The following is a 26,109-nucleotide window of genomic DNA, read 5'->3' as shown; positions in this document are numbered from 1 at the left end:
CTATAACACATCAGTCTTAATAAGTCGCCTGCTTTTTATAGTTTGTAGTTCACTCTACTTTGCTCTAAAGTCTTCAGTCTCCTATTTCCAAAGCTCATCCTTTGATTTTAAGTGTTCGGGAAAGATAATTTCCCACATCTGATTGATTGGCAAATATTTGTACTACTTATAGTATTAGCACTAGCCTTAGTCATCTAAAGCTGCTGCTGTACTGGTAGGTTAAGCGAATCAATCACAACACACAAAATAAAACATGAAAAAGCTACTCATTACTGCTCTTACACTCCTTCTGTTCACTGTTTCACAAGCTCAGACAGAGAAGCCAACTCCAACCTGGGAAGTTGAAGTTGATCCAATCGCCTTTTTCCTGAAAGGCTACTCCGCCCATGTAATATACCAACCCAACAGGGTACGCCTGGATGTTGGCATTTTTGGTGTACAGCAGCCGGAAAGCTTCCACGGCAACAAAGGCTGTAAATTAATGACTCACGGTTACGGCATAAAAGCTAGTTACCTGTTACAAGGCACAAAGGGCTTTTATACCGGTATCGGAACCGGCTATACTTCTAATAAAGCAACTCACAAAGAAAGTGGCGTTGAAGAGACAGGTAAAACTATAGGTATAGGCACGCATATTGGTTACCGCTTCTTTTTCCAAAAAGATCAAGATGGTACACCTAAAGGTCTTTATATTACCCCATGGATCAGTCTTGACTACAATATCCATACAGATAAAATAAAGTTTGAAGGCAAAGAATTTCAGCAAGACAAGTTCGGAGTCTTCCCTACTGTACATGTTGGTTACCGATTTTAAATATGATAATGATGAAAATACTACTAAAATCAGAAGACCTGGCCAAGCTTATACTCTCCTATGTAGGCACCTTATTCTTAGGGTATGACTGGTGGCTATACTTTGCTCTGTTGCTTGTTCCGGATATAGGGATGGCCGGTTACCTGGTTAGCTCAAGAGTTGGTGCTTTTACCTATAACCTGCTACACCACCAGGGCATTGCCATTGCAGTTGGCATTTCCGGATTCTATCTTGGCCATGAGACGCTGCAGTTTACAGGTCTTTTGCTTTTCGGGCACAGTACTATGGATAGAGCCTTAGGCTATGGCTTAAAGTTCACGGACAGCTTTAAACACACTCATTTAGGTTGGATAGGCCCCAGAGCAAAACAGGTGCTACAAAAAAGGTAGCCAAAGCTATTAGTAATTATTCGCGCAGGCTGCCAGTCCCAGCATTGAAAGCTTTTGATCTACAACCTGAGTATGAATTATTTATTAGTACAATAAAAGGAGCTTAGAGATCATTAGGCTCCTTTTTATTATACCGGTATTATCACACAGCGGCTACTGTACTAACTGCTGCTTTTCCTTTCTTTTTAACATCTGTTTTCAAACCAAAAAGGAGCCTGCCTAACCAGAACTGCCGGATGAAGTGATATAGGATACCGCAAATCAGGAAAGTACCGCTACTGATCAACAAAAACTGCCATCCTACATCAACTTGCATCTGGATTATGTAATAACCGATGATAATGATAATGGTCTGGTGAAGGATATAAAATGGATATATTGCTTGACTACCATACTTCAAAAAATTATTGGAGAAGGTCAGGTAAGTGCTGCCAAAGCCATATACAATGAGTAACCACAACCATGTGTTTAAGCTTTGCAGGGCCTGGTATACGGCGTACCCTAGTATGGTTGCAGGCTCAGTCTCAGGTACCCAGTAGAAAGTATAAAGCACAGTGTATAGTGCAACCCCAAGTAATAAGTAGCTCCATTTCGCTTTCTTGATAGCAGCCATGGCCTTTGCATTAGTAGCGATCAGGAACCCGTAGATAAAAACAGGTAAGTAAAAGGCATGATTTGCAAGATCTGTAATAAAATTTTGATAAGAAGGGAAAGCTTTTCTGAGTAGCACTTCACTTATAATAATAGGTAAAGCAAGTAATACTACTCCAAGAGGATTCGAGATCAAACGATCAATCCACTTAGGTTGCCCTTTTTTGATCCAGCGATTAAACAGGGGCAGGCACACTAAGGAGTAAAAAAGTACATACACCAGGTACCACAGGTGGTTCCAGGTAAAGAATTCAAAGAAATAGGCAGATGTATAAAAGTCCCAGAAACTTTGGGCATATCCACCCTTCTGAACCTGCTCATAATAAGCTTGCGGCACAACTACTACCAACATACCAAACAGCAATGGTATCAGAATACGAACCAGGCGCTCTTTAACGAACTCTCCACTGCTTCGCTTGTGGAGCGAGTACCAGATCACAGCTCCACCTATAAAGAAGATCAGGGGCATCCGCCACTGGTTAACCAGCATCATTGCCCACTCAAAATACTTGCTGCTTTCGGGGTGCTGTATGTGCCATCCCCAACTGACAAAGATCATACCTGCATGGTATAAGATCAGGAGCATGAAAGCTAAAAGCCTTAACCAATCAAGGTCGTACCTGCGATACATTGTTTGTGTCTGTTCCATAAAATTTACCGTTAAATTTTCGGTAAACTTAGGGCAACAAACAGCGGAAGGTAAACCTGATATGAAAGGAGGTAGTCCTTTCTTATAAGGAAGAACGCTGCTGAGCAGGTGTTTTACCCGTTATTTTCTTGAAAGCGTTGTAAAAGGCAGATTTGGAACTATAGCCTACCTCTTCTGCAATCACTTCAATAGGGGTGTTCTGATGCGAAGAACTTTTCAATAACCTGATGGCTTCATCTACCCTTAACTGAGCTATAAAGTCAAAAAAGCTTTTGCCCAATCGCTCATTTATTACCTGCGACAAATAGTTAGGATGTGTGTGGATTCGTGCAGCCAAACCTTGCAAGCTGATGTTTGGGTCAACATAAAACTTCTCCTTTCCTATAAGCCCGTTCAGCTGGTGCAGGATCTCATCTTTCTGTGCTTCGCTTAAGCCAGACTTGCTATACTTTGCCTCAGGAACCTTATGCTCTGTTTCCATTCCTTTTTCTGACAACAGTTGGGAGCTTTGTAGTAGTATTCCATTCAGAGCGAAGGCCGAAACTGCAAAACTAACAGCAATGATGTAATCACCCAGGTCAGCTCTAAAGCTAAACTTAACAAGAAGGGTAAGGATCAATAAAGCGCTCATCCCCCACACAACAGCCCGCACCAGCTTCTTAGTATACTGATTCAGACTTTTGGTTTCCAGTTTAAGCAACCAAAGGCTGAGTGCCAGATATATACTTATGTGCATCAGGCATAATTCATTAACAAACCGCTTTAAAAAGAGTGGGTCAAGATTTGATGTTTCTTCCAGTTCAGGATTTGCTAAAACCGGCTGGTAGGCCGATAGAAAAGCATCCAGTTTAACAGACTCCGGTTGAAGATAGAATGGAACACAATAAGCCAGGTACAGAACAAAGGGTATAAAGTGCAGGTAATATTTTTTATTGAATGGTTTAGGGTAACAGGCACAAAATACAAAAAAATAGATAAGTGGGCCTAGCACGAAATTGAGCGGCTCGCTGAAATCAACCAAATGAATAGCATATACAATATAGCCGCTATAGCTCAGGAATATTTCGACAGTAATAAGGGTGAGAGAAAGCACCAACAAGCCCAGAAGCTTCAGGAAAAACGGGGCTTTATTTTTAAAGGTGAAAAGGTAGATAAGCAGAACACTTTGGATAATGCCAAACAGCATGACAACAGCAAATAAATCCTGGTGCAGAAACTGCTCTTTGTTCATATTTCATAGTCTGTGATGTACGCATCAAATATAATGTTTTGTGCCTTATTTATAAGGCAGGAAAACTTGAAGTATTTGCTTGTTTGATTTAAATGACATAAGCCTTAGAAGTGTTAATTATTTGATGCATCCTTGAATTAAATAATCAGAGTGGAACTCTGTACTGTAGTTACTTCTCCATGGATTAGCAGTTTTACTTATGAATATTTAGCGCATGGCTGCCTTGCCTAGCAGATACTAAAGGAAAAGAAAGTTCAGAAGCAGTTCAATGGCAAATATGGTGATCAGTGCAAGAAGCATTGGCTTGGGGAAACTCTGTAAAGCATGACTTTCATAATTCTTCACTCAAACACAACAGTACATCATAAACAACATCACATGCTAGCGCACTTCTCACTGTTGAAGCTCCCGTACTCTTTAACACCTAGCTTTTGCTCATGGGCTGCATTAAGACTGTAAAAGAACAGTCCGCACCCAGGCAGCTATTTGCTTCTTGCTCTCTTTTGAATAAGGTAGATGCTTTGTGGGTCCTTTGTGGCAGAAATCAGCAACCTTGAAAGAATGGTTGGCTCCTGCAACTGTCAATACCTTAAAATTAGATGGAGTACCTTGTGGAAAATATTTGTTCAGCGTTTCAATCGCATACTTAGGAGAAACAAGGGCGTCGTTCTCCCCAAACATCAGGAGTATCGGCTTATTGATAAAAGGAAGATACTGGCCCGGGTCAAACTTCCTGATGACTTTCAGCTGCTTCCAGTTTTCCTGGACAGGTAGCAGAGATGCCAGGAAAAAATCGCGCTTTACCATTCTCAGCGCCTTTTCTCTGGCAGCCTGTTCTTCCATCTGCTCCTGACACATCAACACACTTGCATAGTCATTTCTTACCTGTTCCTTTACATCAAAGGTCGGACCGGCAAGTGAAATACCTCCCACAAAGGTGTCAGGATACTTTGCCAGGCATACCTGCGTTATCCAGCCTCCTTGACTATGTCCAGCCACTGCAATCCTACTTTTGTCGATCATTGGGAGTGAAGCTAGATAGTCAGCAGCAGCCTTTGCGTCGGCGGCCCTACCTTCAAAATCTGTGTTGTACCATTTACCTTCAGACTCACCTACCCCTCGCTTATCAAAGTAAAGAAGCGCTATACTATCCAGTGGCAGATGCTGCTCAAAAAGGGAGTCCAAAAGAGAGGCGTAGTTTGCCACAGTGGAACTTCTACTGGAGCCAACGCAGAAAACAATAGCTGGAACTTTAGTTTTAGCTCCCCTGGGGCTTATCAGTATCCCTTTAAGCAAGTTATCTCCGCTTTTAAATGACACTGGAACTTTTTGAAAAGTGGTATGACTGGAATCAGGAGCCGCACCAAGGCTTTTGATACAAAGCACCAGGGTACTTACCAGGACGATTATTACACTTCCAGATACTTTTATACAGCTTATACTGCAGAACCTCATACAAATTAGTTTTAATAAAATAGTTAAATCATGCGCCTTCCCGTTTCTTAAGAGCCCAATCTTGTTACTTTTATGGCTTTATACTCGGTACCTTCAACAGCAAACCGCTGCAGCAGAAACTCTTCAGGTTTGAGGTAATTCTCTATAAAAGGCAGATCCGGTGCATAATAAAAGGTCCCGCCTGTTTTTAGAGCGTGCAGTATTTCTTTATAGCGAATCCCAAAGTTGGCATAATCCCCTCCTACCCGCAAATGGTGATGCAGAAAGTGATTGGAGAAGCCCAGATTACTAATAATTGTTCCCCAGGTTTTGTCGCTTAAGCTGAACTCGAACCAGTCAGCTTTAAAAGTGTGGTTTGAAGGAGATACGCTACGATCTACCCCATAAGCATCCAGCTTTTGATCTCGCAGATACCTGACCAGGTGTGCCTGCTGACCGCATCCCAGATCCAGTACTGGCTCCTTCAGGGTAGCAATGTCAATCTTTAGCAAGTGAAGCTGTGTAGCGGCAGTATACTCCTCACAAACAACTTCCTGCTCCAGATAGGGCGCCTTGTTAGAGTAAAGATGTCTGGCAAAGGGGTTAGACCTTCTAAGGAATGACTGCAGTGCACTGAAATGCTCTGTGGCTAACTGTTTATAAGCTTCTTCCTCTTCATTCTCCGGCAAAGCTTTTAGTTTTGAAAGTAACTTGTTGTAAAGCTTTTGCAAAGTAGCTTTATCAAGCTCATTAAAATAATAAAACTGGTTGGCATGGCATAACGACCTAATAGCACCATCCACCAGGTACTCCGTCAATTCCTTTTCTTCCTCCAACGATTGCGCTTTAATTGCCTGATGGTTTTGCCGCAGGTACGCTATAGTTTCAGGCTTAAAACTTAAGAGGTTATTTTCTGGGTTACAGAAGAGATTCTTTCTTCTGCTATACTCGAGCTGCCGATCTATCTGTGTCCTTAAATTTTCCAAAATAGGTTTTGTTAAGTTATAGTGCTTTCAACAATTCAAATATTAAAGCCTTTACTCAGCTATTTAATTTTAACTGCAATTTTCAACAGCTCTTCATTAAGAACGGCCACACATTGCATACCCTCCTTTACAATCAGATCTTTTACCAAATCAGCTGCCATTATAGTTGATGCAACAAAATTCAGGAACAGAATAGATAGGTATGTTATAGAATTATATATAAAGATTATATATTTATTCAACTGCAGAATATAGCTTAAGTAAGTGCGAAAAATAACTCCGGTTAGGCACAAAGTTGGACCACAATACAAGAACGGCCCAACATATTCCAAGCCTATTGATTGCCTGCCTTGGCCAAAAACTGCTCACGGTAAGTAATCCCAATCGGAATGGTTTTGCCTGCAATGGTTACCTGGTGGCGCTCTATCACATCGAGGTGGTTCAGCGACACGATGTAGGATTTGTGCACCCGCACAAACTGGTCGGCAGGCAGCAGGTCCAGCACTTCTTTCATGGTCAGCAGTGAGAGAATCTTTTTGCCTTTGGTGCAGAAAGCCATGTAATTGCCTGCGCCCTCCACGTAAAGTATGTCTTCCAGCTTTACCTTAAAGGTTTGGGTTCCGCTTTTAAGGAGCACATTCAATCTGTCCTGGATTGGAGCAGCTGATTCTGCATGAGATTGGGCATTATTGTCTTTTCTTTTCAGATTCTGTAACTCCACTGCCTTGTTCACCGCCTTCAGGAAACGGGCGTAGTTAATGGGTTTGAGCAGGTAATCCACGGCATCGTAGTTGTAGCTTTCGGCACCGAACTCGGGGTAAGCGGTAGTGAACACCACCATTGGTTTGCGAGGTAAGGCGGCCAGCAACTGCATTCCTGAAAGCTCCGGCATGTTAATGTCCAGAAACATCAGGTCCACTTCCTGCTCCATTAAAAAAGCCAGCGTCTTTACCGGATTGCTGAACGTGCCAACCAGCTTCAGAAACGGTGTTTTCCGCACATAATCCGCCGCCAGCTCAAGTGCAAAAGGCTCATCATCTACTACAATACACTTCATGGATGTTAGAGGGTTTGGGAGTTAGAAAGTTAGAAAGTCTCATTGGCACTATAAACGTAAATCGAGCTACCAGAAACTGAACACGACCAACGAACATCAATCCAGCTTAAGGGTAAGGGATGTACTAAATCTATCATCTTTTCGGGAAATCTGTAACTGGTGTGTACTGGGGTAAAGCAGGGCCAGTCTTTTCTTTACGTTTTCCAGCCCTACACCTCCGGCTTTTTGCCCCGGCTCTTTGCGTAACTGTGCGATGCTGTTCTGCACTTCAAAGTATAGCTGCCTGTCTTTCAGTATGAGCCTGATTAAAATATTGGAAGGCTTGTCGAGCCGAATACCGTGCTTAAAGGCATTCTCCACAAAAGGGATAAGTATGAGCGGTGCGATTTTATACTTGATGTGATCGCCCTCAACGATGAACTTTACGTTTGTCTGTAGCTCCGGCGACAGGCGCATTTTCTGCAGCTCAATAAAACTACCTATATATTCCAACTCCCGCGATAATTCCACTCTTTGCACGTTGCTCTCATAAAGCATATAGCGCATCAGGTTGGCCAGCTTTTCTACGATGCCTGCCGTACGTTTGTCGCCGTTGCCGGCTGCGCTGGCATAGGCCATGTTCAGCACATTGAACAGGAAATGCGGATTTACCTGGGCCTTCAGGAAGTTTAGCTCCGCCTGCAGCATTTCTTCTTTCAATTGCTGTCGCTGCTTTTCGTTGCGGAGCCAGCTTTTGGTAAAGCCATAGCCAAGCGCCAGTGAGAAAATAATGAAGTTGAACAGCAGGTTTATGAGCAGCTGTCCCCAGAAGCCTTCGTCTTCGGTAGAATAATAATTAATGAAGAGCAAATAGTCTATACCTGTCTCCAAAGCCGTCAGTCCCACCCAGATTGCAAGTGAGCTTAACAGGAAAATACCCGCTTTTTTAGTAGCTGAGTAATGCGGTATCAGCACAAGTGCGATGGTGTAAAACAGGCAGATATTGAGTAAGGTACCAATAGTAAGGGGCAGCAGGATCGTTCCGTCGGTGCTCTTGAAGGAGCCTAGCGTGTTTACCCAAAGTATAATCGCCAGGTAACCCGACAGCCAGACAACCGCGTGTATAATGGGTTCTATGTGTTTGCGTTTCAGCATACAGTAAAGTAGAAATTATTTTCTTCTGTTGTTGCTTTAATCAGAGTTTATTTACCCCATTCAGGTTCTTCATTAAAAGATGGGAAACAAACCCTGATTCAGACAAGCACCTAAAATTAGTAATCCCGCCATACCTTCCACACCACGATGGATGAACTGCACGATTTTTTATGTGAACTTGAAAAAGTATGGACGAACGGGGCCTGAAATATAAAATCCAGAATTGGCATAATAAGAGAATGGGTTGACGGATTTGATTTTCTGTACCGGAGAAGTCGTGGTAGGTTTGGATCACCAAAGCAGGCAGGGTGTCTGATAGTCAAACTAAAGCAAAATAAAACGATGAAACTCCTACACAACTCCATTCTCTTCCTGAGCATCTTTCTCCTGAGCCTGCTCCATACAGCAGCGCAGGCCCAGCAAGGCCAGCTTATACAGGGAATCTGGCTTGGGAAGCTGCAGATCAAAAATGATGTGCACATGAACATTGCTTTTGAGATCAGTAACAATGAAAGCCAGCAACTGCAGGCCGTGCTGCACAGCCTCGACCAAAACGTGTACGACATCCCGGTAGATGAAGTGCAGTTCGACGGCAGCCAGCTAATACTTCAGGTAAAGGCGCTGAATGCCACTTACAAAGGCACCCTGTTAAATGCTACTTCAATACAGGGTGGGCTGGCCCAAAACAGCACAGATGCCTTCCCGATGAACATGAAAAAAGTGGGGAAACTTCCGGTAGCAAAGTCACGCAGGCCGCAGGAGCCTACAGAGCCGCTGCCATACTTATCGGAAGAAGTAAGCTACCGCAACGAAACAGCCAACGTAACTCTGTCTGGCACACTCACCATACCTGACACCGCTGGCCTGCACCCTGTAGTGCTGCTCATTTCCGGCTCCGGCCCCAACGACCGCAACCAGACCATATTCGGGCACAAAGTATTCCTGGTGCTGTCTGATATGCTGACACGTGCCGGTTATGCCGTCCTGCGAACCGATGACCGTGGTGTAAACAAATCTACCGGCGATTTTGCCTCGGCAAGTATAGCAGACTTGGCAAGTGATGCCGTGGCTGCTGTTAACTACCTGAAGTCCCGCCCCGAAATCGATAAATCGAGAATTGGTTTGATAGGTCATAGCTTGGGTGCTGAGATAGCCCCTATTGCTGCAAATCGGGCAGCGGATGTGGCTTTTGTGGTGCTCTTGTCGGGGACGGCAGTAGAATCAGTGCATACGGCTTACTACGAGCAGGCACGTGCGCACTATCAATCTATAGGGGTGAGCCCGACTGGTATTGCTGTGAATGAGAAGGTATTGAAGGCTGTTTTTGAGACCATCCGAAGCGAAAAAGATGATGCCAAAGCCATGTCCAAAATAGCTGCCAGGTTTAAAAAGCTGGATTCAGAAGTAGCAAAGCTCAGCCCTGAAGAAAGAAAGCTGCTGGAACTGCCAACTCCGCTCAACCCAAATCAATTTGCAGATTTTCTGACGCCGGCTTATCGCGAAGATCTGTTTTACAATACAGCTTCAGAGATTCAGAAACTAAAGTGCCCTGTGCTAGCCATAAACGGATCCAAAGACCTACAGGTATTATCTGTTAACCTGAAACGCATAGAAAGAGTGCTTCAGGAAGGCGGCAATAAACATTATACAATCAAAGAGTTCGAGAACAAAAACCACCTGTTCCAGACTACCAGCACCGGCCTGATCTCAGAGTATAACAACCTAGAGGAAACCTTTGCCCCTGATGTAGTGGAGTACATGGTAAACTGGATGAACAGCCTTTAAGGCTAATCCTTTACTTCATCCGCTATTCTTTTACGTTTATCTGCAAAAAAGTAAAGACGATATAAAGTTCACGTTTGTATATTACAAACTGATTCCACAAGTATCAAATAGGCAGTATACCATCCGCCGCAAGATAGCAACCGGCAGGGGGAGTTTATTCCTTGCTAACGATAAGCTGCCCCTGCCTCAAACCAAGAGTTGAGGTCTCATCAAAGCATGATTTAATGTTGATCAAGATTCGATACTAAAATGAAATTAACTTAAGTGTAGGCAGTCTAACTTAAACCCCGAAGCTATAGGATCCTAAAAAGTCTCAAGCTACAGATGTAACTCCCCATTAAGTTATCCTGCGGACTACATAGTAAAGCTTAAAAACCCGCTTATTTCATAAAATAAGCGGGTTTTTTGTTTCCAGAGTAACAGGAAAGTAACAAAAAAGATTTCAAACCCTGTTACTTCCCTCTTTCAAGTCTTAGCTCTCTTAACTCCTTCTTGTATTTATACTGGATCATACTAAATCTAATTGCATGCCAGTATATACTTGTTCAGTACTTTTATTCCTTCAAAGAAGCCATATCAATTACAAAACGATATTTAACACCCCCTTTTAGCAAGCGCTCATACGCCTCGTTGATCTGCTGAATGTTAATTAGCTCTATGTCTGAGACAATATTATGTTTGCCACAGAAGTCCAGCATTTCCTGTGTCTCTGCAATACCACCGATCATAGACCCGGAGAAGCTTCTTCGCTGAGGGATGAGGCTGAACGCAGCTACCGGCAGCGGCTGCTCAGGTGCTCCTACCAGCACCAAGGAACCATCTACTCTCAACAGATTCAGGTAAGTGTTGATGTCGTGTTCTGCTGATACGGCATCCAACACAAAATGAAGCTTGCCTGCATACTTTGCCATTTGCGCTTCGTCTCTAGATAACACCACTTCGTCAGCACCTAATCGTTTGGCATCTTCCACCTTGGAAGGTGAAGTAGTAAATACGATTACGTCTGCACCCATGGCCTTTGCAATTTTAACGGCCATGTGTCCCAGACCACCCAGGCCAACCACGCCTACCTTCTGGCCAGGACCAACATGCCAATGCTTCAGCGGCGAGTATGTTGTGATGCCAGCGCAAAGCAGCGGAGCGACAGCTGCCAAGTCAAGGTTTTCTGGCACCCGTAAAACAAAGCTTTCGGTTACAACAATACTTTCTGAATAGCCGCCGTATGTTTGCGTACCTAGGTATTTGTCCGGCGAATTGTAGGTCTGGATGTTGCCCTCTGCACAATACTGCTCCAATCCTTCATTACAGTAATCGCACTCCCGGCAGCTATCTACCATACAACCCACGGCAGCAAGATCGCCGACTTTAAACTTGGTAACATGATCTCCAACACTTACGACCCTGCCAACAATTTCATGACCAGGTACACAGGGATAAGTGGTGCCGTGCCATTCATTCCGTGCTGTGTGCAGATCAGAGTGGCAAACCCCGCAATACAAAATATCGATCTCTACATCGTGTGGCTTGGGTATTCTTCTCTTTATATTTAACTGATCTAAAGGTGCTGTAGCTGCTTCCGTTCCGAATGCCTTTATTGCTTTTGTTTTTGCAGAAGTGCCTCCTTCCGCTATCGTTCTTGTTGTATCCATAGTTTTAGTATTAAGTATTGGGTTAACCTGATGTCAGTTGTTTTTACTTTTTGCGCCAGAAACTTTACCATTTTAAATTGATTTTTTCTAACCAAGATTCAGCTTGAACTTAATATGATACTAACCTGATAGCTTTTATACTGCTGGTTCTTATCTCAGTTTATATACTTTAAAATATCTTGATTCTCTAGAATTTCCTTATCCGCACCATTCAATCCAACGTTCAGCATTGCTTTTGCTAGCTCGGTAGATTTAATACTGTATTTTTGGCCGAACATTTTTAGAAGAGGATAAAAGACCCTTAAAATTCCATATCCCAAATTTGGTTCTTTACGTGGTTCGACCGGATAAATATAGGCAGGCCGGAAAGCGTAAAACTTCATGTTCAAATCAGAGATCCGGTTCTCGGCCATCCCTTTGTAACGGGCAAAAGAAGTTTTGCTTTTTTCGGTTCTGTCAGCGCCAGCACCACTTAATAAGCAAATCGTAGCATCCGGACTTTCCCGTTTGAGGGCAGTAGCAAATGCAACCGCATAGTTTACCGTAATTTGTTTGAATTGTTCATCTGGAACTTGCCCGGTATAAACGCCAACGCAAAAGAATGCAACCTCTATATCTTTGAATAAGTTGAAGTGCTCAGAGTAGTCTTCAAAATTTTGAATTACAATTTCAGTAAGTTTTGGATGCTTTAATCCAGTAGGATTTCGAACTAAACTTCTTACTTCGCTTATTTTATCAGAATTTAGGCAGTTATTTAAAACTAAGTTGCCTACCATTCCGGTGCTTCCGGCAATTATTAACTTCATTTCTTTATGACTACTATTTGAAAATTTTAGATTAGTTGACATTTTCCCACCACTTACTAAAAACCTGCTTTTCATTATCCAGTTCTACAACCTGGCCGATCATAGGGGTGATAAGTGGTTGGTTAACTTGCTTATTTAATTCGGTTATTTTGGAAAGGGGCTCGTCCCAGGGGTGCCCACCTAAGTTAAACTTGCTGGAATGCACCGGAAACGTTCGCTTTGCTTTCAGGACTTTACTGGCCTTAAGAACTTCATCGGGCAAGGTATGGATGTAGCGCCAGGCTTCATTGTATTGGCCATTTTCAAGTATGGCTAAATCAAATCCCCCAAATCGCTCCCCTATCTCTGCAAAGTGCTTATCGTAGCCGCTGTCCCCACCTAAATAAATCTTTTTGGTAGGGGTTTCCACTACAAACGAAGTCCAAAGTGTGCTGTTTCGGATTAGCCCACGGCCGGAATAGTGACGGGCTGGGGTGAGATGAAAAGTAAGTTTATCGTCTACTTTAACGGTATCGCCCCAGTCTTTTTCGATTAACATAGAAGCAGGATACCCCCATTTTTCAAAGTGCGCGCCAACTCCTAATCCACAAATAACGTTTTTTACTTTTCCTTTCAATTTACTTATCGTTTCAAAATCAAGGTGGTCGTAGTGGTCGTGAGAGATAAGCAAGTAATCAATTTCAGGCAGATCATCCACGGTATAAACATCTGTTCCGTTAAAACCCTTATTCATCCAGCTGAATGGAGAGGCATGGTTACTAAGCACTGGATCTACCAAAATAGTCTTTCCATCTAACTGCAGCAGGTACGATGAATGACCAAACCAAACCAGGAGGTTTTCATTTGGGGGTAAGTTTTTCAGGTTGGTTTTAATTGCAGGAATGTTTCCAGTAGGTACCGGATTTACTTTTTTCCTGAAAAAGAAATCATTGAGAACACCCCAATAAGTATACCCTTCGGCAAGGCTGGGCGTATGGCTAAGGTTCTGGAATTTACCATCCCGATAATTCTTGGAGTTCTTAATTAACTCTTTCCGGTTTCCGGTTGGTCGCGCGCCATATGCGTTCTGACTCATAACAGCAAATCCTATAAGAGTTAGAATAATAACGGTTGTTGTAATGTACATTAAGGTTTTCATTATGATAATTGCCAGCTTCTGGCATTAAGTAAATTTTAAATTAATAGCCCAGGGTTAGGCATGTAAAAGCGATGAAGGATTAATCCCAAAAGCCTGCTTGAAAGCATAAGAAAAATGTGAAAGGTTTTCGAAGCCAACGTCCAGGTATGCATTGGAAGGCTTTATTCCTTTCTCTTTAATCAGATAATAAGCCTGCTCCAATCGTTTCTGTTTTATCCATTGCCCGGGGGAAGTCCGGAAAATTTTCTCAAAATCTCGCTTAAAACCTGCACGGCTGCGACCAGTAAGTTTCGCCAGGCCATCTATGGAAACATTAAACATATAGTTTTGATGCATAAATGCTTCCAGGTCGATTTTGTGAGGCTCACTGAAATCGAAAAGTACTTCTTTCAGCTCTGGCTCAATGTTTAAGATCAATTCAAAAGCTTCCCTTGTTTTGAGTTCTGCAAGCTGTGGAGTAAAGCGTTCCGGTGCTTGAAAATAAGGTTGCAAAGACTGAAAATAAGCTTTCAGTAAAGCATCTTTCTGGATTTCAAAAAAGCTTTCTCCGTGGGTTTTTCCTGTAATATCCTGGGGAATTTCACTTATATATTTTCTAAGAATATCTTGAGTTAGAAAGATATTAATAGAACTGAATTCCCCACCAGGAGGCGGGACTTTGGTTGCTTTAACTAACTGGTTCCGTTTTATCAGACCCATAGAGCCGGCTTTCATTATGATTACCTTCTCAGGTGTAGTAAGGTGCAATTCTCCTGTCAGAACAAATCCAAGAACGTGCACATCAATGAACTGTTCACCGTTACGTTGCGCCTTGCTACCACAAGAATAAAGAATATTGTTCACGGAAATAATCTGATAACCCTTTTCCATTTTTTCTAAAACAATCTAATGGTATTTATAATTTATTCTTTCCAGGTTATCTAAAATTTAACCTATCACGAAACATTCATTTAGGTGTTATAAATGATTGCATTGTTTGTACCTGTTTAATTTTCAATGTTTTGGTATTGCAAAGTTAGTGGATATGAAACGTTTATAGTTTTGTTGTGGGGCTCAAATTTGTTTTGTTGTGAGGCTCAGTTTAAAATGGGAGTTTTAATATTAAGCGTTTTATTAAAAAAATGAATGATTGAAAAACATCTGAGGATTTCGTATTAGAATAAAAAAGGCCTTCAGGGTAAATTGAAGGCTTTCTCAGAAACTAATGAAATGCTGGGCTTAATTCTTTCCCTTTTCTTACTATAATTCAAACGTAACTTTTACATTTCCGGAACCAAGCGCTGCTGTAAGTCCGGTAATGTCATCGATTCGTCCAAGCTTTGTGTAATTGTAGGAGGTAGAAAAGGATTTATAAAATAGCACCAGTGTCGAAGAACCGTAAAGCATTAGATCGCCAGCCTGAATGGTACCGGGGTTTGAAGCATTGGTTGGTAAACTACTTGGTAGATCAGCATACTTCTCGTTGTCATTCAGTTCAACCATATTAACAGTAATTGGTAACCGGGTTTTGAAGGCTTCAGCCGTAGCGTTTTCATAAAGTGTTGCGGTGAAAGTGCTGGTTCCAATATGGATTTTCATTTTATTTCCTGTTTGAGTTGGATCATCGGTATTTACAGAGCCACCTTTTGTGGGCGCTACCGTGCTTTTGGTACAAGACCCACAACTATTCAAAAGAGAGAAAGTGCAGAAAACAAGTAGGAATAACCTTTTCATAATGGCGTTTCAGTTTTTATCTTAATAAGCTTTTACTGATTATTATATACCTCATCCGTTACGGGTTCCATCCATTGCACAATACCTTTTTCTGTATTGGGTAAAAGGTACATTTGCTGTAATCCCGTATCCGGACTTGCCCCATGCCAATGCTTCACATTCGGCGGACACTTTACCACATCGCCTTTTCTAATGGTTTGCCTAGGTTGACCTTCAATTTGATGATAACCTACACCATCAGTTATTATCAGAATCTGACCAGCCGGATGGATATGCCAGTTGCTTCTGGCACCTGGTTCAAAATAGACGTTGCCTACTAGCGTGGTATAAGTAGAATCCGCAGGAACCAAACCATAATTCCAGGCTTTTCCTGTGAAGTTTTCTGCTGGGCCTAAATCCCCTTTCGGAAAGATGCTTTGTACTGCTGTTGCAGCTGCCTGCTGATCAGTTTGTTCTTTACAGCCTGTTATTAACAGACTGTAAAGAGCTATGGCTGTAATCAAAAATGTTCTCATACTTTTAGCCTTTATTTCTTTTCTCTATTTGTACTACTACTCCCCTTAGTCTATTCTGCCTGAGCAGACTTACCTATCTTCAGGTTTTCGTTGAAGAATGATGTCAATTTATCAAATGGAATTTTATCTAACCTATCGTACAAATCAACGTGGTCTGCATTAGGTACAATTACCAATTGTTTAGGCTCTGAAGCCATCTTATAAACATCTTCAGAATAGTAACGGGAGTGTGCTTTTTCGCCTGCAATCAGCATAACTGGCCGTGGCGAAATCATCTCAATGTTTGCTGCCATCGGAAAATTGAAGAAGGACATTGGTGTCGTAGCAGTCCAGGCAGTGGTAGAGTTAATGGACCTTGAGTGAAAACCTCGTGGTGTTCGGTAATAGTCGAAGAAAGCAGCCAGTACAGGGTCAGCTTCTTTAGGAAGTGTTTCAGGAAGCACCCGCTTTCCTTTTACTATTTTACCGTCTTTGTCAAAAGGAACTTCATGTAAGCCTATTGCATAAGTACCGTTTTCGGCATCTGTCCAGCGCTGCTGGCTTAGGTAATCAATTACCTGTTTGCGTTGTTCTACTGTATAACTGTCTTTGTAACTGCGGCTCATACTGCGGGACATATCATACATCGAAGCTGTGGCTACCGCCTTAATCCGTGAATCGGATGTGGCAGCTGTAAGTGCCATACCACTCAGACCACAAATCCCAATCGCACCAATGCGATCACGGTCAACGGAAGGCAGCAAACCAAGGTAGTCAACCGCTGCACTGAAATCTTCTGTAAATATTTCTGGCGAACCAACATTGCGGACTTCTCCACCACTTTCGCCTGTAAAGGAAGGGTCGAAAGCCAACGTTATAAAACCTTTGGCAGCCATTTCGTTTGCGTAAAGTCCTGAGGACTGCTCTTTCACAGCTCCGAACGGACCACTTACTATTAAAGCCGGTAACTTTGTATTGCCACTATTCTTTGGTAGATATAGATCTCCGGCTACTGTAATCCCGAATCGGTTCTTAAATGTAACTGCTTGGCGCGTTACCTTATCACTTAATTGAAAGGTGTAGTGCTCTTGATCCTTTGTTTTACTAACAGCTTGTTTGTTTGCTTGTTGACTTATAGCCTGCCCACTAATCAGCAAGGCTACTAGCATGATGATGAATCTTTTCATATTAAATGGATTTAATGATTTTCGCTGGGATGCCACCAACAACTGTATTGGCAGGAACATCTTTTGATACAACTGCTCCGGCCGCAACAACCGAATTTTCTCCCACCGTCACCCCTTGAAGTATCGTTGCATTTGCGCCAATCCAGACGTTTTTCTTGATGCAAATGGGTTTTGGAACAAGCGACTGCCTGCTACCCGGAGAAAGCGGATGGCCTTCTGAGAGTAATTTCACGCCTGGCGCTAGCAGCACATTATCTTCAATGGTAATGCCTCCAAGGTCCAGAAAGGTGCAGTCAAAGTTGATGAATACATTTTTGCCGATTTTAGTATTCTTCCCGTAATTGATATACAAGGGTGGAAATACTGTGGTTAATGCATCTATTTCTTTCCCTGTGATCTGACTTAATATTTCTCGGATCTTTTCTGGGTCACTTGAATTATTCATTTGTTGAACCAACTTCATTGTAGCATAGGATGCTTCGCGCAACCTGCTCCCCTGCGTATCCGCTGGGCTTATAGTTTCTCCTGCTCTCAGGCGTTCAAAAATATCTTTATCGGATGTCTGCATCTTGTATCATTTGTATGATACAAAGGTATAGCACCTTAACTTTCCAATTGTTACACATAATGCTGTAATAATTTCACATATCACTTATATTAGCAGAAGGACTTTTAATGCCAACTGGAATGCAACCAAAAGTAATTTTACAGGAAGTGTCGGGTAAGAGTGATTTTCCAGATCAATTCGAAAAGCATTATCATACCCATTTGTTCTGCCATCGTGGTAGCATCAAGTTTACATTCAATGATCAGCACATGGAATGCAGAAAAGGGGAGTTTTTGTTTTGGTTTGCCGAAAGTAGGCTGGCTGATTTGAAGTTTTCAAAAAGCTTTAAAGCATCGGTATTATTTGCGGAAAAAGATTTGTTGAACAATAACATTCCCGATCAGAGCTGGAGTATCAATGCCCTCTTGCATTCAAGGGTGTATCCGGTAAAAACAATACATGGCGAAAATGATAAGCAAAAAATCCTCTTGAACTTTAAATGGCTATATGACCGCTACCTGGAAACTAACCACCGCTTTTATGAAGAAGCCCTGCACTTGCAAATGCAGCTGTTTATTCTTGAAATGTGGCACGTTTTTGCCAATGAATATGAAAGACGCAAACACAGTCTGCAAACGGGAACCTTATATGAGCGGTTTATGCAACTGGCACAGGAACATTGCATGACGGAGCGGGAAGTCCAGTTTTACAGCAATGAGTTAAACATTACTCCCAAATACCTTAACCAGATCTGTAAGCAATCATCCGGGGTCACGGCCTCCGAATGGATTCAACGCACTGCCAAGGAGCGCATCATCCTCCTGCTGCAAAACAAGAACCTCAACATCTCGGAGATTGCCGATAAAATGGAGTTTGGCAGCCGCTCCTTTTTTACCCGCTATGTAAAAAAACTGCTGGGCGTTACACCAAGTGAGTATCGAAATCGGTTGAACTAGATGAAAAACTGCATTCTCACAAAAGGCTAATCACTTTAGTAAACAAGCCGCTTCTATTAAAGGTATCAATATTGGAAACAGTACAAGCATTAAACTCGTTGCTTTAGGTCTGCAATCAATTAGATTTTAGGTTGAAACTTATTGTTTCCAGGTTGCAGCTGTACCCCAAACAACTGGTTGATAGTATCAAGAAAACGATCTTTTGGCTCACATGATTACCCACCAAAACATGCTTATTTCATCAAATAAGCGGATCTTAGGAAAACGAGGGTGGCTGTTGCACAACTACTTTACTTGTACCACTCTTTTGCGTCTAAACTTCCTAAGGCAATAACTTCATTTTAGCTTTAGAAGTTTGCGTTACATATCGTATTAAAAACGCAGTAGAGTCGATTAAAAGAGCTTCTTTTTCCAGTACCTGCGCCATGCTTACAGCTCTGGCTGGTTTGCACTTCATGTACTTTTTGAGGTTGAAGGCAACGGCTGCCAGCACCATTACTTTGTGTGCTCCTGATTTACCCAGCACATTGATCTTGCGCAGGCCATAATGCTGCACCAGGCTTCCAAAGACAGGCTCTATGGTGCTTTGGCGAAGCTTTTTCATGTGATTGCCCTGCTTGCTATGTTGCCGGGCGTAGGCCCGCTGGTATTGCTCATCATATGCGGTGCGGGTAATTTTGCGGCACCGGGTCTTAGGGGCACAGGTAGCTTTGCTAGGACATTGCCTGCAATCACTGGGCGCTGCCCAGTAATGCTTCAGTAACCTGCCGTCCGGCGTATGATCAAAGCTTTTGAACTGTAGTGGCCTACCCATCGGGCAGCTAAACTGGTCTGTTTTCTTATCATAAGGAAATCCATTTATCTCGGGCTTGTACATGCCGAATACCGGTATCCATCCAGTAATCCCCCGCAATTCCAGAAAGTAATAGTTCGAGCCGTTGGAATACCCGGCATCGGCCAGCAGGTCTTGCATCAGGAGTCCATGAGCTAGAAGCCGGCTTTGCACCTGTCCAGTCAGGGATGGCAGATACTGGCTATCTCGACCATCAGCAAAATCGGCCTGAATATGCGAGATCACACCCTGTGCCGTATCTACTGCCATGCTGCAGTGGTAGTTGAGTTTTCTGACCTTCCCTGGCTTGACAGAGATGCGGGCATCAGGATCATGTGGGGCATAATGTGTCTTGTTGCTAACTAGCTGTGCCTTTTCATGATTTGCGCCTAAAGCAGTAGGTGCGCTTTTGAGATTTTGCTGATGCTTTTCCAGTTTCCTGAGCTGATGGGCGGGAGCGGTGATAAGTTGTGTCGATTTGTTATTCTTAGGGTGTTGATCGTCATGTGGTAGAGTCGTCAGATACAATTGCTCAGTCTCCTGTGGCTGCTTTAATAGTAGGCTTTCCATGGAAGCGTTGGCCTTAATCGGGGCGGAATCGATTGCCTGCACACTGCCCGACACCATGCCCTGTTCTACGCAAAGGCTGAAAACCTTGTCAAACAGAGTTTCAAACAAGCGTTCAGGGAATAGCTTGCGGGTTCGCGATACAGTAGAGTGCCAGGGCAACGATTCGTCGAGCTGGTAGTCCAGAAAATATAACAGATCCAGCCGAAGGCTACAGTGCTCGATCAGTTTACGGTCTGATACGATGTTCTCCAGATAGCTTATCAGGCAGAGCTTGAAGAAGACGACCGGATCAATGCTTTGCTGGCCGCACTTGCCGTAGTAGGGAGCTGTTAGTTCGTAGAGAAATGATAGGTCGAGCCTGGCTTTGAGGCGCCGGTAAAAGTTATGTTCCGGCACATGGGCCGAAAGCGAAAAGAGCAATTGCCGCTCATCTTTAAAATTCTTCCTTCCCTGCATAACACCATAGAATTAACCACTAACTATTATTTAACGGCTATATCTAAGATGGTTGTGCAACAGCCACGAGGGTTTTAAGAGACAATTTTTTCCATGAATTGAGATTCCCAAGGCTCCTGAGTATTAGCCGGGTTACCTGCTATTGCTACCTAGCTCATACTAAACAAAGTGCAGAGATTAGTTGAATTACGACTGCTGCCTCCGTGTTGGGAATGTTTGTTTTATGTTTGCAACTGTTAGTTTGCAGTAACATTCTAGAGCTCCCTATAAAGTGAAGAATAGCATAAATAGTTTTTCTTTTGAACTGCATTTAGAGAACAGGTGCATTTCAAGTAAAAGCAACTCATTACTCTCATACAAACCAGTCAAAAAGTAACTATAGCCACACTTTTAAACCCACCAACCATTTATTTGCAACACAATATCAAACCAGTTATTGAGGAGTGTTTGCTAGAACATATAGCCTTCTAATCTGCTTTATCCGAAATTACATATAGCGCAAATTAGAAGGCTGATTAAAGTTAAAAGTCTTCGTCCAGCGAAAAAACATTTTTGTCTTTGTCGCTTAGCACGCCGGCTTTCTGATACTCGCCTACACGCTTCTCAAAGAAGTTAGTTTTACCCTGCAGCGAGATCATCTCCATAAAATCAAATGGGTTAGTTGAGTTGTAAATCTTGCTATAGCCAAGGTCTACCAACAGGCGATCGGCCACAAACTCGATGTACTGGCTCATCAGTTTTGCGTTCATGCCGATTAGGTCAACAGGAAGCGAGTCTGTCACAAATTCCTGCTCTATACTTACCGCATCGCGGATAATTTCGTGCACGCGTTCCTCTGGCAGCTTGTTCACCAGCATGCTGTATAGCAGACAGGCAAAGTCACAGTGAACACCTTCGTCACGGGAGATAAGCTCATTGGAAAACGTTAAACCTGGCATCAGGCCGCGCTTCTTCAACCAGAAGATAGAACAAAACGAGCCGGAGAAGAAGATGCCCTCCACAGCCGCAAAAGCAATAAGGCGCTCCGTAAAGTTCTCGCTGTCGATCCAACGCAGCGCCCACTCACCTTTCTTCTTAACAGCTGGTACTGTATCTAAGGCGTGGAATAAACGGTCTTTTTCCTGCTGATCCTTGATATAGGTGTCAATCAGCAGAGAGTATGTCTCGGCGTGGATGTTCTCCATCATGATTTGGAATCCGTAGAAACAGCGGGCTTCCGGGATCTGCACCTCATTCATAAAGTTCACGGCCAGGTTCTCGTTCACGATACCGTCCGAGGCTGCAAAAAAAGCCAGGACATGGCTGATGAAATGGCGCTCGCCTTCGTTTAGGTTCTCCCAGTCTTTCATGTCTTGCCCCAGGTCTATTTCCTCTGCTACCCAAAAGCTGGCCTCTGCCTTCTTGTACATCTGCCATATTTCTTCGTGCTGGATGGGGAATAGGACATAGCGGTTGGGGTTTTCTTTTAATATCGGTTCCATATATTTATTAGGTTTACTTTTGATTTTCACATCATTATTTAACCAAGGCTATTAGCCATTGATATAGGAGAACTGATAATCTAGCGTGGGAGCCTTTAACCTGTCAGCGCCTTTTGCAAGGGGTCGGAGTCTCGGCAATACTGTTTAATAGGATAACAATAGTATAATACTATTGCTGCAGTAATCAGAAGAATCCAGTTCATGCCTCTTTCATCAAAGGTCTGGAATCGGGCTGAAAATGAATTTACCAAATGTTAAAAAAGGGTATTACCTGATTTCGGCTCTAATTCTACTAAGGCTATTTCTAGTTATACCTAGGTAGGAAGCGATGTGGACTAACTGAACCCTTTGAATTAAGTCCGGATTAACGATAACCAATTGTCCATATCGTTCTGAGGCAGTTCGTACCTGACGGGATATGAGCCGTTCCTCCGTCTTTATTAGTTCTTGCTCTGCCAATCTCCGTCCCCAGTTTGCTATATGCAAGTCCTCAAGAAAGAGCTTTTGAAGGTGGGCTGCTTTTAATTCATATAAGATACAATCCTCTAACAGTTCTATGTTCTCATATCCTTTCTGATTTTCTACATAGCTTTTCATGGATAGGACGGTATCTCCTTCTCTACCAAACCAAAAAGTAATTTCGGCTTCCCCTGAGTAGGCAAATGCACGAGCGATCCCTTTATGGATGAAGTATAAGTTTGACTCAATCCTATCGGCCCTCAACAAAATGTGACCTTTTGGATACCTGACTTCGACAATGTTCTCTTTAAGAATTGATTTTGAAGTATCAGGAAGCTGGAAAATATTATCAATAATCTGGTCTATACTCATTCAACACTCTGTATTATATGCCAGCTTTGCCAACAGCAACCTTCTTATTTTTCGATCAGATTTAGCTTCATCATAATGTCTGTTTGCTCGTCATCACCTAGTTTGAAGATGTGTTTGTCAAACTCTACAAAGCCATTCTTTTTATAAAAGTTAATTGCTCTTGGGTTTTCTTCCCATACTCCTAACCAAACGAAGTCTACATTTTTCTGCTTTGCAATCTCAAGGGCTTTCTCATAAAGCAGTTGGCCTACCTTTTTTCCATGGAATTCTTTTAAGACATAGATCCGCTCAATCTCTAGTGCTTTGTTCTCTTTTAACTCCGTTTGCGATTGCCCGAAGTTCAGCTTCAGATACCCAATTACATCCTTGTTAAGCAGTGCAAAATAAAATTCTGAGCCTGGATCATTAAGTTCAGTCGTTAACTTTTCTAAAGAGAATCCATCTTCCAAGTACTTGGCCATGTTCTCCTCAGAGTTGCTGGCTGAAAATGTTTCAGAAAATGTCTGCCTACCAATCTTCTGCAATTGGTTAATGTCGTCTTTAGTTGCTTTTGTTATATTGATTACTTCCATTGCTCTATCCATTAATGTAATACCTGAAAATTATATGTTCCATTCGTAGTTTAGCCAATCCCGATTTTCATTCGCCCCTAATCTTTCATAAAACTTGATGCCTGCCTTATTCCAAGGGGCAACAGTCCATTTAATTTGCCCACAATTCTTTTGTTTAGCTTCTTCCCGCAAAGCATGCATTAGTTGCTCTCCTATCTTTTGCCCTCTGTAACGTGCATCAACATAGAGTTCTTTCATATAAATAGCAGGTCTATTTTGAGCAGTATATGGCAGAAAATAATACACCAACATGCCTACAATTTTGTCCTCATCTTCTGCAACTATACAATAAAAATCAGGCGGGTTTTTATGAAATCCACTTTCACGTACGATTTCTGGTGTGATGGCAAAAGATTCGATATATTTTTCAAAAATGGCTAACTCTTTCATCAAGGGCCAAACCTTTACACTATCATCTTCAACTGCTTTTCTAATTTTTATACTCATTGTTGTAAGAAAAAATGGTTCTCTAATAGGTCATCACGACCTCAGTGGCTTTGAAGTTATGGTAAACAATTTAGTACACTGCCTACCCTGAAGTTATGTCGAAGAATGCAGTAACAAGCTATTATTGTTTGTCTCCTATCTCCTTCATTGTATGAAAGTCAAAAGATGTAACTAAAAAATGCCTGTAATGACTAATACACTACAATTCCTTTTCTTATGTATTAGGTGAGAAAAGACTTGATTAATGCGATTACAGCCACTCCCATAAAGATGCTGTTAAGCACCCAGCTCGCATGCGCTTTCTTGGATATGGCGTATAGCATCATTAAAAAACAAGCTATGATATTCATTACCAAATATTCAACTGACTGACCACTAATAAAGCCCATACTATTCAACGTGAAGGCTGAAAGCGAAATAACTGCACTAACCCAACCTACCGTTTCCCCCATGTACCGACGTATTGACACCATTGCGTAATAGATTATTATTTATTACAAAATAACTGCGTTTCTATGTGTATAAAAATGCTATGTTTGGCTTAACTAATGCAAAAAATGAATCAGTGTAAATGGAGATTCAGCAGATAAAATATTTTCTCGCACTGGCGCAGGAACTGCACTTCTGGAAAACAGCAGAACGCATGTTTATAACCCAGTCCGCGCTCAGCAGGCAGATTAAAGCGTTGGAAGAAGAACTAGGTGTTCAGCTTTTTGAAAGAAGCAAGCGAAGTGTAAAATTAACCGAAGCTGGCGTATACCTAAGAGACCAATGGATACCCTTGTTGGATACGATCAACCGGATTCACTTGCAAGCAAAGAAGATTCATGAAGGAGCATTTGGTCATGTAAAAATTGGTTATCCTGGTTCTATTGTGTATAGCTTTATACCAGATCTAATCGCCAATATTTCTCACGCGCTGCCCGAACTGAAGGTGGAGTTAGTGGAGCCTACTGATACCAGCTTCGAGCAGCTTTTGCTCAATTACCAGATGGACCTGGCCCTCAGGAGAGAACCTGCTGAGAACTACGCTTTGCAATCCACTTGCCTTTACTCAGAATCGTTTGCTCTTGTTGTACCATCTGACTACCACCTCAATGAGCATAACTTTAGCGGACTTCAGGATTTAAAGTACGAGAAATTTATCCTACCCAACCTGGCGCATAACTCAGTCTACACCGCTACTCTCCGACAGATTTTTGAAGAGCACCAATTTACTCCCAACGTGCATGTTGAAACTGATTTTGGGGGAATGATACTTGGACTAGTTTCAAAAGGGCTTGGGGTCTCCATACTACCTTTATCCTATTCTTTAAGTGCACTTCCTAACGTGCGTTTTATACCTCTGCCTTATAGTATGCACCTTTATGTATTATGGAGAAAGCATGACAACAGCCTGGTATTGAAGAACATATTGCAGCAAGTTATAGACATTGCCAGGAATTACCTAACTAAAGGAAGCTAAATCAGTTAAGCAGCCAACTAATTCGCTAATTTACTTTTAGCACTAATTTTTCATATTATGATTGACCCTTTAAAAATTCCATACAAGCTATGACTTTATGGTTCCCTAATTACCATTTGCTCTAATTAGATGATGTAGTAAAGTCATTGAAGAGTTAATGCGAAACAGATTTTAGCCCAATGATGGAGCCGATAAGGGTTATGATGAAAAAGATACGCCAAAAAGTAATAGGATCTTTAAATACCACAATACCTATCACTACCGTGCCAACAGCGCCAATGCCCGTCCAGACAGCATAAGCAGTTCCGATCGGCAGATTTTGCGTGGCTTTCATCAAGAGTAGCATACTGATTGTTAGGGAAAGTAAAAAACCACCATACCACCCGTACATCTCACTTCCAGTTGTTTCTTTTGCTTTACCCAAGCAAGAAGCAAAAGCTACTTCAAACAGCCCAGCTATAATCAAGATAATCCAGTTCATTATTTTTGTTTTTGACAAAAGTCAGGAACTGAACTTGATTTAAATTTAACAAATGATAAAAAACATTGGCTTACCTAATTTCTGCCCTTATTCTACTCAAGCTGACTTGGGTGATGCCAAAATATGCGGATACTTCAGAGACACAAATGTATCATCACAGGTGTTATGTTCAGCAAGGTCAGCTAATGTTTCAAACTCCTACTTGCAAATACACTGCTAAAGCTGATAAATCCTTGTTGATAAAGGTACTGTTTTGAAAGTCAAGGAAAATAGTAGAATTTTTCTTATCTTCACCTTACCTGAAAGAGAGCTCCT

Annotated in this window: 25 protein-coding genes; 5 read left to right on the top strand and 20 right to left on the bottom strand. The window is 42.3% G+C overall.

What is annotated here, in order from left to right; genetic code table 11:
- Positions 1 to 253: 253 nt before the first annotated feature.
- Together Q1A23_RS04670 and Q1A23_RS04665 are read left to right on the top strand one after the other, a co-directional pair.
- Positions 254 to 814 (top strand): hypothetical protein, encoded by a 561-nt coding sequence (locus Q1A23_RS04670; RefSeq protein WP_299820182.1) that lies wholly within the window; start codon positions 254 to 256, stop codon positions 812 to 814.
- An 8-nt stretch (positions 815 to 822) separates the two neighbouring features.
- Positions 823 to 1,203 (top strand): DUF4260 domain-containing protein, encoded by a 381-nt coding sequence (locus Q1A23_RS04665; protein ID WP_363322026.1) that lies wholly within the window; start codon positions 823 to 825, stop codon positions 1,201 to 1,203.
- A 142-nt stretch (positions 1,204 to 1,345) separates the two neighbouring features.
- Here Q1A23_RS04665 and Q1A23_RS04660 read toward each other — a convergent pair whose 3' ends face one another.
- The 6 genes from Q1A23_RS04660 to Q1A23_RS04635 form a co-directional block, all read right to left on the bottom strand.
- Positions 1,346 to 2,503 carry an acyltransferase gene (locus Q1A23_RS04660; protein WP_299820179.1) on the bottom strand — a complete coding sequence of 386 codons (1,158 nt, stop codon included), beginning with the start codon at positions 2,501 to 2,503 and terminating at the stop codon, positions 1,346 to 1,348.
- An 82-nt stretch (positions 2,504 to 2,585) separates the two neighbouring features.
- Positions 2,586 to 3,734, bottom strand: coding sequence for a helix-turn-helix domain-containing protein (locus tag Q1A23_RS04655; protein ID WP_299820176.1), 1,149 nt, complete (start codon positions 3,732 to 3,734; stop codon positions 2,586 to 2,588).
- A gap of 447 nt (positions 3,735 to 4,181) precedes the next feature.
- On the bottom strand, positions 4,182 to 5,189 hold the full coding sequence (locus tag Q1A23_RS04650; protein WP_299820173.1) for an alpha/beta fold hydrolase: 1,008 nt from the start codon (positions 5,187 to 5,189) through the stop codon (positions 4,182 to 4,184).
- A 47-nt stretch (positions 5,190 to 5,236) separates the two neighbouring features.
- Positions 5,237 to 6,154: a class I SAM-dependent methyltransferase gene (locus Q1A23_RS04645; protein ID WP_299820170.1), complete on the bottom strand. Its 918-nt coding sequence runs from the start codon at positions 6,152 to 6,154 to the stop codon at positions 5,237 to 5,239.
- Between the two features lie 334 nt (positions 6,155 to 6,488).
- Positions 6,489 to 7,211 (bottom strand): LytTR family DNA-binding domain-containing protein, encoded by a 723-nt coding sequence (locus Q1A23_RS04640; protein WP_299820167.1) that lies wholly within the window; start codon positions 7,209 to 7,211, stop codon positions 6,489 to 6,491.
- 96 nt (positions 7,212 to 7,307) lie between these two features.
- A complete protein-coding gene (locus tag Q1A23_RS04635) occupies positions 7,308 to 8,345 on the bottom strand; it encodes a histidine kinase (RefSeq protein WP_299820164.1) in 1,038 nt (345 codons plus the stop codon).
- Between the two features lie 342 nt (positions 8,346 to 8,687).
- On the opposite strand from Q1A23_RS04635, the gene Q1A23_RS04630 reads away from it, so the two are divergent.
- Positions 8,688 to 10,130 (top strand): alpha/beta hydrolase, encoded by a 1,443-nt coding sequence (locus tag Q1A23_RS04630; RefSeq protein WP_299820161.1) that lies wholly within the window; start codon positions 8,688 to 8,690, stop codon positions 10,128 to 10,130.
- Between the two features lie 554 nt (positions 10,131 to 10,684).
- On the opposite strand, the gene Q1A23_RS04625 is transcribed toward Q1A23_RS04630, so the two are convergent.
- From Q1A23_RS04625 to Q1A23_RS04590, 8 genes are all read right to left on the bottom strand, one after another.
- On the bottom strand, positions 10,685 to 11,779 hold the full coding sequence (locus Q1A23_RS04625; protein WP_299820158.1) for an NAD(P)-dependent alcohol dehydrogenase: 1,095 nt from the start codon (positions 11,777 to 11,779) through the stop codon (positions 10,685 to 10,687).
- Positions 11,780 to 11,934: 155 nt separating this feature from the next.
- Positions 11,935 to 12,585 (bottom strand): hypothetical protein, encoded by a 651-nt coding sequence (locus Q1A23_RS04620; protein WP_299820155.1) that lies wholly within the window; start codon positions 12,583 to 12,585, stop codon positions 11,935 to 11,937.
- A gap of 31 nt (positions 12,586 to 12,616) precedes the next feature.
- Complete coding sequence (locus Q1A23_RS04615; protein ID WP_299820152.1) at positions 12,617 to 13,660, bottom strand: MBL fold metallo-hydrolase; 1,044 nt, start codon at positions 13,658 to 13,660, stop codon at positions 12,617 to 12,619.
- Between the two features lie 117 nt (positions 13,661 to 13,777).
- Entirely contained in the window at positions 13,778 to 14,593 is an 816-nt protein-coding gene (locus tag Q1A23_RS04610; RefSeq protein ID WP_299820149.1) for an AraC family transcriptional regulator, read from the bottom strand.
- A 369-nt stretch (positions 14,594 to 14,962) separates the two neighbouring features.
- A complete protein-coding gene (locus tag Q1A23_RS04605; RefSeq protein WP_299820146.1) occupies positions 14,963 to 15,301 on the bottom strand; it encodes a cyclophilin-like fold protein in 339 nt (112 codons plus the stop codon).
- Positions 15,302 to 15,468: 167 nt separating this feature from the next.
- A complete protein-coding gene (locus Q1A23_RS04600) occupies positions 15,469 to 15,951 on the bottom strand; it encodes a cupin domain-containing protein (RefSeq protein ID WP_299820143.1) in 483 nt (160 codons plus the stop codon).
- Between the two features lie 50 nt (positions 15,952 to 16,001).
- The gene (locus tag Q1A23_RS04595) at positions 16,002 to 17,117 is read right to left on the bottom strand and encodes an alpha/beta hydrolase (protein WP_299820140.1); all 1,116 of its coding nucleotides are present in this window, start codon (positions 17,115 to 17,117) and stop codon (positions 16,002 to 16,004) included.
- 1 nt (position 17,118) lies between these two features.
- Entirely contained in the window at positions 17,119 to 17,685 is a 567-nt protein-coding gene (locus Q1A23_RS04590; protein WP_299820137.1) for a sugar O-acetyltransferase, read from the bottom strand.
- 119 nt (positions 17,686 to 17,804) lie between these two features.
- On the opposite strand from Q1A23_RS04590, the gene Q1A23_RS04585 reads away from it, so the two are divergent.
- Positions 17,805 to 18,620, top strand: a complete 816-nt coding sequence (locus Q1A23_RS04585; protein ID WP_299820134.1) for a helix-turn-helix domain-containing protein — start codon at positions 17,805 to 17,807, stop codon at positions 18,618 to 18,620.
- A gap of 322 nt (positions 18,621 to 18,942) precedes the next feature.
- Here the strand turns inward: Q1A23_RS04585 and Q1A23_RS04580 are convergent, their stop codons facing one another.
- The 5 genes from Q1A23_RS04580 to Q1A23_RS04560 all read right to left on the bottom strand — a co-directional run bounded on the left by Q1A23_RS04580 (position 18,943) and on the right by Q1A23_RS04560 (position 23,848).
- The gene (locus Q1A23_RS04580; protein ID WP_299820131.1) at positions 18,943 to 20,478 is read right to left on the bottom strand and encodes an IS1182 family transposase; all 1,536 of its coding nucleotides are present in this window, start codon (positions 20,476 to 20,478) and stop codon (positions 18,943 to 18,945) included.
- Between the two features lie 521 nt (positions 20,479 to 20,999).
- Positions 21,000 to 21,959, bottom strand: coding sequence for a ribonucleoside-diphosphate reductase small subunit (locus tag Q1A23_RS04575; RefSeq protein WP_299820129.1), 960 nt, complete (start codon positions 21,957 to 21,959; stop codon positions 21,000 to 21,002).
- Between the two features lie 267 nt (positions 21,960 to 22,226).
- A complete protein-coding gene (locus Q1A23_RS04570) occupies positions 22,227 to 22,790 on the bottom strand; it encodes a Crp/Fnr family transcriptional regulator (RefSeq protein ID WP_299820126.1) in 564 nt (187 codons plus the stop codon).
- A 44-nt stretch (positions 22,791 to 22,834) separates the two neighbouring features.
- Positions 22,835 to 23,362, bottom strand: coding sequence for a GNAT family N-acetyltransferase (locus Q1A23_RS04565; protein ID WP_299820123.1), 528 nt, complete (start codon positions 23,360 to 23,362; stop codon positions 22,835 to 22,837).
- 30 nt (positions 23,363 to 23,392) lie between these two features.
- Positions 23,393 to 23,848, bottom strand: coding sequence for a GNAT family N-acetyltransferase (locus Q1A23_RS04560; protein WP_299820120.1), 456 nt, complete (start codon positions 23,846 to 23,848; stop codon positions 23,393 to 23,395).
- A gap of 571 nt (positions 23,849 to 24,419) precedes the next feature.
- Between Q1A23_RS04560 and Q1A23_RS04555 the strand changes: the two genes are divergently transcribed.
- Positions 24,420 to 25,313, top strand: a complete 894-nt coding sequence (locus Q1A23_RS04555; RefSeq protein ID WP_299820117.1) for a LysR family transcriptional regulator — start codon at positions 24,420 to 24,422, stop codon at positions 25,311 to 25,313.
- Positions 25,314 to 25,467: 154 nt separating this feature from the next.
- On the opposite strand, the gene Q1A23_RS04550 is transcribed toward Q1A23_RS04555, so the two are convergent.
- Positions 25,468 to 25,794: a multidrug efflux SMR transporter gene (locus tag Q1A23_RS04550; RefSeq protein ID WP_299820580.1), complete on the bottom strand. Its 327-nt coding sequence runs from the start codon at positions 25,792 to 25,794 to the stop codon at positions 25,468 to 25,470.
- Between the last annotated feature and the right edge of the window lie 315 nt (positions 25,795 to 26,109).

The sequence above is a fragment of the uncultured Pontibacter sp. genome (assembly GCF_947492645.1).
GTDB lineage: Bacteria > Bacteroidota > Bacteroidia > Cytophagales > Hymenobacteraceae > Pontibacter.
The sequence above is the reverse complement of the archived record's forward strand: the minus strand, read 5'-3'. Positions and strand labels throughout refer to the sequence as shown.

Coding starts and splice junctions, on each gene's coding strand:
- Q1A23_RS04670 (WP_299820182.1), top strand. CDS start 254: ATGAAAAAGCTACTCATTACTGCTCTTACACTCCTTCTGTTCACTGTT.
- Q1A23_RS04665 (WP_363322026.1), top strand. CDS start 823: ATGATGAAAATACTACTAAAATCAGAAGACCTGGCCAAGCTTATACTC.
- Q1A23_RS04660 (WP_299820179.1), bottom strand. CDS start 2,503: ATGGAACAGACACAAACAATGTATCGCAGGTACGACCTTGATTGGTTA.
- Q1A23_RS04655 (WP_299820176.1), bottom strand. CDS start 3,734: ATGAACAAAGAGCAGTTTCTGCACCAGGATTTATTTGCTGTTGTCATG.
- Q1A23_RS04650 (WP_299820173.1), bottom strand. CDS start 5,189: ATGAGGTTCTGCAGTATAAGCTGTATAAAAGTATCTGGAAGTGTAATA.
- Q1A23_RS04640 (WP_299820167.1), bottom strand. CDS start 7,211: ATGAAGTGTATTGTAGTAGATGATGAGCCTTTTGCACTTGAGCTGGCG.
- Q1A23_RS04635 (WP_299820164.1), bottom strand. CDS start 8,345: ATGCTGAAACGCAAACACATAGAACCCATTATACACGCGGTTGTCTGG.
- Q1A23_RS04630 (WP_299820161.1), top strand. CDS start 8,688: ATGAAACTCCTACACAACTCCATTCTCTTCCTGAGCATCTTTCTCCTG.
- Q1A23_RS04625 (WP_299820158.1), bottom strand. CDS start 11,779: ATGGATACAACAAGAACGATAGCGGAAGGAGGCACTTCTGCAAAAACA.
- Q1A23_RS04620 (WP_299820155.1), bottom strand. CDS start 12,585: ATGAAGTTAATAATTGCCGGAAGCACCGGAATGGTAGGCAACTTAGTT.
- Q1A23_RS04615 (WP_299820152.1), bottom strand. CDS start 13,660: ATGAGTCAGAACGCATATGGCGCGCGACCAACCGGAAACCGGAAAGAG.
- Q1A23_RS04610 (WP_299820149.1), bottom strand. CDS start 14,593: ATGGAAAAGGGTTATCAGATTATTTCCGTGAACAATATTCTTTATTCT.
- Q1A23_RS04605 (WP_299820146.1), bottom strand. CDS start 15,301: ATGAAAATCCATATTGGAACCAGCACTTTCACCGCAACACTTTATGAA.
- Q1A23_RS04600 (WP_299820143.1), bottom strand. CDS start 15,951: ATGAGAACATTTTTGATTACAGCCATAGCTCTTTACAGTCTGTTAATA.
- Q1A23_RS04595 (WP_299820140.1), bottom strand. CDS start 17,117: ATGAAAAGATTCATCATCATGCTAGTAGCCTTGCTGATTAGTGGGCAG.
- Q1A23_RS04590 (WP_299820137.1), bottom strand. CDS start 17,685: ATGCAGACATCCGATAAAGATATTTTTGAACGCCTGAGAGCAGGAGAA.
- Q1A23_RS04585 (WP_299820134.1), top strand. CDS start 17,805: ATGCAACCAAAAGTAATTTTACAGGAAGTGTCGGGTAAGAGTGATTTT.
- Q1A23_RS04580 (WP_299820131.1), bottom strand. CDS start 20,478: ATGCAGGGAAGGAAGAATTTTAAAGATGAGCGGCAATTGCTCTTTTCG.
- Q1A23_RS04575 (WP_299820129.1), bottom strand. CDS start 21,959: ATGGAACCGATATTAAAAGAAAACCCCAACCGCTATGTCCTATTCCCC.
- Q1A23_RS04570 (WP_299820126.1), bottom strand. CDS start 22,790: ATGAGTATAGACCAGATTATTGATAATATTTTCCAGCTTCCTGATACT.
- Q1A23_RS04565 (WP_299820123.1), bottom strand. CDS start 23,362: ATGGAAGTAATCAATATAACAAAAGCAACTAAAGACGACATTAACCAA.
- Q1A23_RS04560 (WP_299820120.1), bottom strand. CDS start 23,848: ATGAGTATAAAAATTAGAAAAGCAGTTGAAGATGATAGTGTAAAGGTT.
- Q1A23_RS04555 (WP_299820117.1), top strand. CDS start 24,420: ATGGAGATTCAGCAGATAAAATATTTTCTCGCACTGGCGCAGGAACTG.
- Q1A23_RS04550 (WP_299820580.1), bottom strand. CDS start 25,794: ATGAACTGGATTATCTTGATTATAGCTGGGCTGTTTGAAGTAGCTTTT.